This window comes from Moraxella lacunata (genome assembly GCF_002027545.1).
GTDB lineage: Bacteria > Pseudomonadota > Gammaproteobacteria > Pseudomonadales > Moraxellaceae > Moraxella > Moraxella lacunata.
Genome location: NZ_MXAN01000028.1, coordinates 1 through 5,564, shown reverse-complemented (window position 1 = coordinate 5,564; position 5,564 = coordinate 1). Strand labels below are relative to the sequence as shown.

Annotated in this window: 8 protein-coding genes and 1 pseudogene; 6 read left to right on the top strand and 3 right to left on the bottom strand. The window is 41.0% G+C overall.

Annotated elements, in window-relative coordinates:
- Positions 1 to 247: pseudogene (locus B5J94_RS14085) on the top strand (IS110-like element ISSm3 family transposase); the annotation flags it as partial.
- A 508-nt stretch (positions 248 to 755) separates the two neighbouring features.
- Here B5J94_RS14085 and B5J94_RS04880 read toward each other — a convergent pair.
- Positions 756 to 1,835 carry a 3-deoxy-7-phosphoheptulonate synthase gene (locus tag B5J94_RS04880; RefSeq protein WP_062501027.1) on the bottom strand — a complete coding sequence of 360 codons (1,080 nt, stop codon included), beginning with the start codon at positions 1,833 to 1,835 and terminating at the stop codon, positions 756 to 758.
- 206 nt (positions 1,836 to 2,041) lie between these two features.
- On the opposite strand from B5J94_RS04880, the gene B5J94_RS04875 reads away from it, so the two are divergent.
- The 4 genes from B5J94_RS04875 (at position 2,042) to B5J94_RS04865 (ending at position 3,823) form a co-directional block, all read left to right on the top strand.
- On the top strand, positions 2,042 to 2,284 hold the full coding sequence (locus tag B5J94_RS04875) for a type II toxin-antitoxin system RelB/DinJ family antitoxin (protein WP_062501025.1): 243 nt from the start codon (positions 2,042 to 2,044) through the stop codon (positions 2,282 to 2,284).
- Complete coding sequence (locus B5J94_RS14965) at positions 2,284 to 2,406, top strand: hypothetical protein (RefSeq protein WP_255216941.1); 123 nt, start codon at positions 2,284 to 2,286, stop codon at positions 2,404 to 2,406. Before B5J94_RS04875 ends, B5J94_RS14965 begins: the two co-directional genes overlap by 1 nt.
- 66 nt (positions 2,407 to 2,472) lie before the next feature.
- Positions 2,473 to 2,766, top strand: coding sequence for a type II toxin-antitoxin system RelE family toxin (locus B5J94_RS04870; protein ID WP_062501024.1), 294 nt, complete (start codon positions 2,473 to 2,475; stop codon positions 2,764 to 2,766).
- Positions 2,767 to 2,827: 61 nt separating this feature from the next.
- Positions 2,828 to 3,823: a polyprenyl synthetase family protein gene (locus tag B5J94_RS04865; protein ID WP_211271057.1), complete on the top strand. Its 996-nt coding sequence runs from the start codon at positions 2,828 to 2,830 to the stop codon at positions 3,821 to 3,823.
- A gap of 37 nt (positions 3,824 to 3,860) precedes the next feature.
- On the opposite strand, the gene B5J94_RS04860 is transcribed toward B5J94_RS04865, so the two are convergent.
- Both B5J94_RS04860 and B5J94_RS04855 read right to left on the bottom strand, forming a co-directional pair.
- Positions 3,861 to 4,220 carry an META domain-containing protein gene (locus tag B5J94_RS04860; protein ID WP_062501019.1) on the bottom strand — a complete coding sequence of 120 codons (360 nt, stop codon included), beginning with the start codon at positions 4,218 to 4,220 and terminating at the stop codon, positions 3,861 to 3,863.
- A complete protein-coding gene (locus B5J94_RS04855; RefSeq protein ID WP_062501017.1) occupies positions 4,221 to 4,457 on the bottom strand; it encodes a hypothetical protein in 237 nt (78 codons plus the stop codon).
- Between the two features lie 179 nt (positions 4,458 to 4,636).
- Between B5J94_RS04855 and B5J94_RS04850 the strand changes: the two genes are divergently transcribed.
- The gene (locus B5J94_RS04850) at positions 4,637 to 5,506 is read left to right on the top strand and encodes a hypothetical protein (RefSeq protein ID WP_062501014.1); all 870 of its coding nucleotides are present in this window, start codon (positions 4,637 to 4,639) and stop codon (positions 5,504 to 5,506) included.
- The last annotated feature ends 58 nt before the right edge of the window (positions 5,507 to 5,564 follow it).

The window sequence follows — 5,564 nt, the reverse complement described above, 5'->3', positions numbered from 1 at the left end:
CACCATGAAGTGGAAAAGCCACTGTACAGGGGGTAGGCAATCGGTTCGTAATGTCTTGTACAATGCCACCAATGTGGCAAGACAACATGAACCTAAATTTAAACAGTTTTATGAGCGTTTGATAAACAAAGGCAAACCATTTAAAGTTGCCATCAACGCTTGTATGCGTAAACTTCTAACCGTCATTAACGCCATTGTCAAAAATGACAGTGTGTGGCAGGCAGATTATCATCTACGTTGTTGTTAATCTGCTGTGTTGAATGATTGTTGAAGGCTGTGTCTTTTTTATGGGATACAGTTGCTACTGTCATTGGTGTATTTTGAAGTTAAATGACTATAAAATAAATTGATTAAAAAAAATTATTGTACTTAAAATATTTTGAAAAATTGAAAAATTGAAAAATTGAAAAATTGAATTGGGCGAATATGATTCGCCCCTACATACTCAGATGAATTAAATTTAACATTTATCTGACCTTTTTAAAGCCTTATCTAGTGGTACACTCTACAAAATGAAAAAGTGCTACGGTTTCCGTTCGTGGTGAGCTAAGTCGAACCATGACGGAAACCGACCCGCAGGCATAGCTCAGGGTGAACGGTTTCCGTAGCAAAATTCAATTTTATTAGCTGTAAAACAAACTTCCTGTAAACCCTAGTTTGACATACTTTTTGGACTAATGCCTTTATTGAATATAAAATAATAAAGGCGAATCGCTCCGCCTTTATTTATGGATTTAAGGTTTTTACCGCCAGTTTTAACGATTTGGCAAATGCTCTTTGACGTCTTTGGCAAATTGACGTAATACGTCCACCGTGCTGTCCCAATCTAAGCAACCGTCCGTTACCGATTTGCCGTATTCCAATTGGCTTAGGTCGGCAGGGATATTTTGGCGACCGCCTTTTAGGTGGCTTTCAATCATGAGACCCATGATAGATTTGTTGCCTTTTTGGATTTGCCCTGCGATGTTTTGGATAACCATGGGCTGTAAGTAGGGGTCTTTGCCAGAGTTGGCGTGGCTGGCGTCTACCATGATTTTGCCGTTGGTTTTGCCACGGGCAAGCTCGTTTTCGGCGGCGGCGATGGCGGTTTCGTCATAGTTGGGCTGGTCGTTACCGCCACGAAGTACCACATGGGCGTATTTGTTGCCTTTAGATTTGATGATAGACACTTGTCCGTCTGATGACAAGCCTAAGAAACTATGCCCTGAGCTGACCGCCTGCATGGCATTGACCGCTACGGTCATGGAGCCGTCCGTACCGTTTTTAAAACCGACAGGGCAAGACAAACCACTTGACATCTCACGGTGGGTTTGTGATTCGGTGGTTCTGGCTCCGATGGCTGACCAGCTAATCAAGTCTTGCATGTATTGGGGGGTGTTGGGGTCAAGGGCTTCGGTGGCACAGGGTAAGCCTTTTTCGTTTAATTCCAAAAGTAGCTTACGAGCCATGCCAAGCCCTTTTTCGATGTCAAAGCTGTCGTCCATGTTCGGGTCATTGATAAGCCCTTTCCAGCCTGTGGTGGTGCGTGGCTTTTCAAAGTATACACGCATGACGATGAACAGCTCGTCTTTTAGCTCGTCCGCCAACACTTTTAATTTGTCCGCATACTCATGAGCGGCGGCAACATCATGGATAGAGCAAGGGCCAACGACAACCAAGATACGCTTGTCCACGCCGTCCAAGATGTCTTCGATGACCTTGCGACCGTGTAGCACGGTGCTAAATGCTTGACTAGATAGGGGGTAGGTGCGTTTTAGTTCGGCGGGGGTGATTAGGGGTGTGATTTTTTCAATATTCACATCATCAATTTCTGTATGGTGGGTTAAAAAAGACATAATACCTGCCTGTATTTATTGGGTTTGGTCAAAGGGGTATTATGCACAGTTTTACACCGTTTGACAAGATGAAAAGTGAGAAAAAGGGCAAAAATTTTAAAAATAGTTTATGGATTTTTATAAATTGATAATTTATGGTTATTCTTGAAAGATAAAAAAGTTGTGTTATAATTGTATTGACAAATTTATAGACAAATAGGTATATTATGGCAACTATCGTGGCTCGTGTGGACGATGACCTAAAAGCCCAATCATTTTTGGCATTGCAAGAACTTGGCGTGACACCGTCCGAGCTTATCCGCCAAACCTTGCAATATGTGGCTTATCACAAAAAAATACCCTTTAAGACGGTGGTTTTGACCGATGAAGACAGTGAGCTTTTAGCCCTTGCCAAAGAACGCCTTGATAATCCTGCCCCACGCATCAAAGTCAGTTTGGACGAGTTTTAATGTGCGAATTAATGTATGAATTAGAATTTGACGAGCGAGCCTTAAAAGAATGGCAAAAACTGGGCGACACCATAAAATGCAGTTTAAAAAGAAATTGGCTAAGGTATTATATACTCGTTTAACTTCAAAATACACCAGTGTAGGGGCGTGTTGCACACGCCCTTGATGATATATTATGTTTATAGGGCGTGCTCAGCACGACCCTACAAAACATTTTTCAAAATGTAGAATTGGTGCGAATTGGGGTTAATTTACTACAAAATCCGCACATCATCGCCAATCGCCTAAGCGGTGGACAAAATTTATACAAAATCAAATTACGCTCGGCAGGTTATCGCCTTGTGTATCAAGTTGAAGATGATAAAGTGGTGGTGTTTGTCATCGCGGTGGGTAAGCGTGAGAAAAATGCTGTCTATGACACCGCCGAAGAACGGCTTGCCGAACGTCAATCGGACAATCAAGACACGCAATCTGCCAAATAACCCTTTTGCCCAATGCCCTCAAATGTGCTATCATAGTCCCATTTTAGTTTTGAGAATGACAATGACCACGCCCACGTATTCTGAGATTTTATCCGTTGTTGCCGATGATTTTGCCGTCATGGACAAGCAGGTTTTTGGCTCGCTAAAGTCCAAAGTTCAGCTCATCATGAAGGTGTCCGATCACGTCATCAACGCAGGCGGTAAGCGTATGCGACCCTTGATGACCTTGCTTATCTCACGCATGATAAAGGATGAGCAGTACAAGCCAAGCCTAGAACTTGGGGCGATTACTGAGATGCTCCACACTGCCACGCTCGTGCATGATGACGTGATTGATGAGTCTGGCATGAGACGGGGGCGACCGACCGCCAACGCCACTTGGAACAACGCCACGGCTGTGCTGGTGGGCGACTATCTTATCGCACGCTCGTTTAACCTTTTGACGGGTTTTGGCGACATGACGTTGTTAAAGCTGTTCTCGGATGGGACGTGCGACATTGCCGAAGGCGAAGTGTTACAATTACAACACCAACACAACATTGAAACCACCGAAAGCGATTATCTACAAATCATTGATGGCAAGACTTCACGGCTTTTTATGATGGCGTGTGTGAGTTCGGCTTTGCTTCATGGTAAGCATGATGATAAAGAATTGCTTGCCAATTTGTCCGATTTTGGGCAACATTTTGGCAATGCCTTTCAGATGATTGATGACGTGCTAGACTTTATGGGTGACAGCCAAACGATGGGCAAAAATCTGGGCGATGACCTAGCTGAAGGTAAGCCGACTTTGCCGATTATCAAAACCTTAGAAATCCTAAAACAGTCTAATAGCGATGACTATGACAAGTTAAGAATCGCCGTACAAACAGGCAAAACAGACAATGCCGAGACGCTCATCGGCTTGGTGAAATCATCAGGGGCGTTGGAATACTGTAAAAATCGGGCGTTGGACGAAACTCGCCTTGCCCAAACGGCTCTCATGAAACTGCCTGATAACAAATACCGCCATGCGTTGTATCAATTGACCCAATTGGCGAGTGCTAGGCTTGTGTGATTTTTTTTAAAACCACTGTTATTTAATGGTGGTTTTTTTATGATTGGGTGTTTTTGGTAAATAACCAATATTGATGATTGTGGGTTATTTTTAAAATCTTTTGCGTGTCTTTTTGATAAATTTCATAATCACCATTTAAAATAACAGTATGGATAATGTTGTCATCTAAATCTTTAGGTAGTGGTGAGCAAGCCATTTCAGTTGTTGGTAGGCTACCTTGAATTTTTATGCCCGTCTTGGTGAGTACAAATTCACCATCCATGCTGTTGCAATTATTGGGCATGTATATCCAATGATTGTCTAATTCTACACTTTTTTCAAAAATCAATATAAAATCATCTTTTTTAACAATCGGCAAATTTAGGCTGTTAAAATTTATATCACTTACTACAATCAATCACCACTTATTGGATATATTTTCATAAGTTAACGCTAATTTTTGCCAATCACTAGATTTTAGGGAGCTTAATAATTCATCATTGGTTGGTAATGCTGGCGGTGGTTTGTTGTTATCTTTGTTGCCATTGGTGATATTGACATCATGTTCAATCGTGTTTTTGGAATTTTGATTGTGATTGGTGCAGGCAGAAAGTAACATTATGAATAAAAGAATAGAAATTTTTATGTTTATCATGCTGTGTCCTTGTTAAGTTTGATGCTTTATTATCACACATCATATTGATGATTTCAAATGGAGAATTGGATAAAAGGGCGGACATCTTGGTTAATTTGATGAACAACCCTTCACGCCACTTGACAAACGCCCAATCATGGTTATAATATCACGGCAATTTGTAACAAAATATTTCATCCATGATTTTTCTAATCTCTGCCATTTGTGCCAGTGTGTTGGTGTCTATTTTTTTAAAAGTGGCACGCCGTCAAGATATTGATATTGCCCAAGCCATTTTGATGAATTATATCACCGCCATTATTTTATGTATTTTTTTATTAAAGCCCAGTGTTAATATTGGCGACATCATGGCAAATGGGGCATTTATCGTCATCGCCTTGGGCGTGCTGTTGCCGAGCGTATTTATCATCATGGCAAAGGCGGTGCAATTAGTCGGCATTGCCAAATCGGACGTGGCACAACGTTTGGCGTTATTTTTGCCGATATTGGCGTCATTTACCATTTTTAGCGAAAGTCTAACGCTTGCCAAAGGCGTGGGTATTATATTGGCCTTTTCATCACTCATTGCCCTAACTTATAAGCCCAATCCAAAAAACAGCCACGCCAAAACGGATAATTCATTAAATATCAAAAACACCGCCCTGATATTAGGCGGGGTATGGGCAGGCTATGGCGTGATTGATATTTTATTTAAACAAATGGCAAAATTGGGCAATGCATTTCCTAATACGCTACTGATTAGTTTTATATTGGCATTTGTCTTATTGTTTATTTATCTAATAATCAATAAAACCAAATGGCAGGGTAAAAGTTTGATTAGTGGGATTTTGCTTGGGGCATTAAACTTTTTTAATATTTTATTTTATATCAAAGCACATCAAGCCTATAAAGATGACCCAACCTTGGTATTTGCCGGCATGAATATCGGCGTGATATGCTTGGGAGCGGTTGTGGGGTTATTTATTTTTAAAGAAAAAATCTCAAAAATCAACGGCATGGGAATTGTCTTGGGCGTGTGTGCGGTGTGGTGTTTGTTTTATTTGTCTTGATTGAAATAATTTTAAATATCCCATTTTCAACTTTATGCAAGTGACTGATTTATCAAAG

Bases quoted from the DNA above. Each gene is read 5' to 3' on its own strand.
- B5J94_RS14965 (WP_255216941.1), top strand. From the start codon at position 2,284: ATGTGCGAATTAATGTATGAATTAGAATTTGACGAGCGAGCCTTAAAA.
- B5J94_RS04875 (WP_062501025.1), top strand. From the start codon at position 2,042: ATGGCAACTATCGTGGCTCGTGTGGACGATGACCTAAAAGCCCAATCA.
- B5J94_RS04850 (WP_062501014.1), top strand. From the start codon at position 4,637: ATGATTTTTCTAATCTCTGCCATTTGTGCCAGTGTGTTGGTGTCTATT.
- B5J94_RS04855 (WP_062501017.1), bottom strand. From the start codon at position 4,457: ATGATAAACATAAAAATTTCTATTCTTTTATTCATAATGTTACTTTCT.
- B5J94_RS04880 (WP_062501027.1), bottom strand. From the start codon at position 1,835: ATGTCTTTTTTAACCCACCATACAGAAATTGATGATGTGAATATTGAA.
- B5J94_RS04865 (WP_211271057.1), top strand. From the start codon at position 2,828: ATGACCACGCCCACGTATTCTGAGATTTTATCCGTTGTTGCCGATGAT.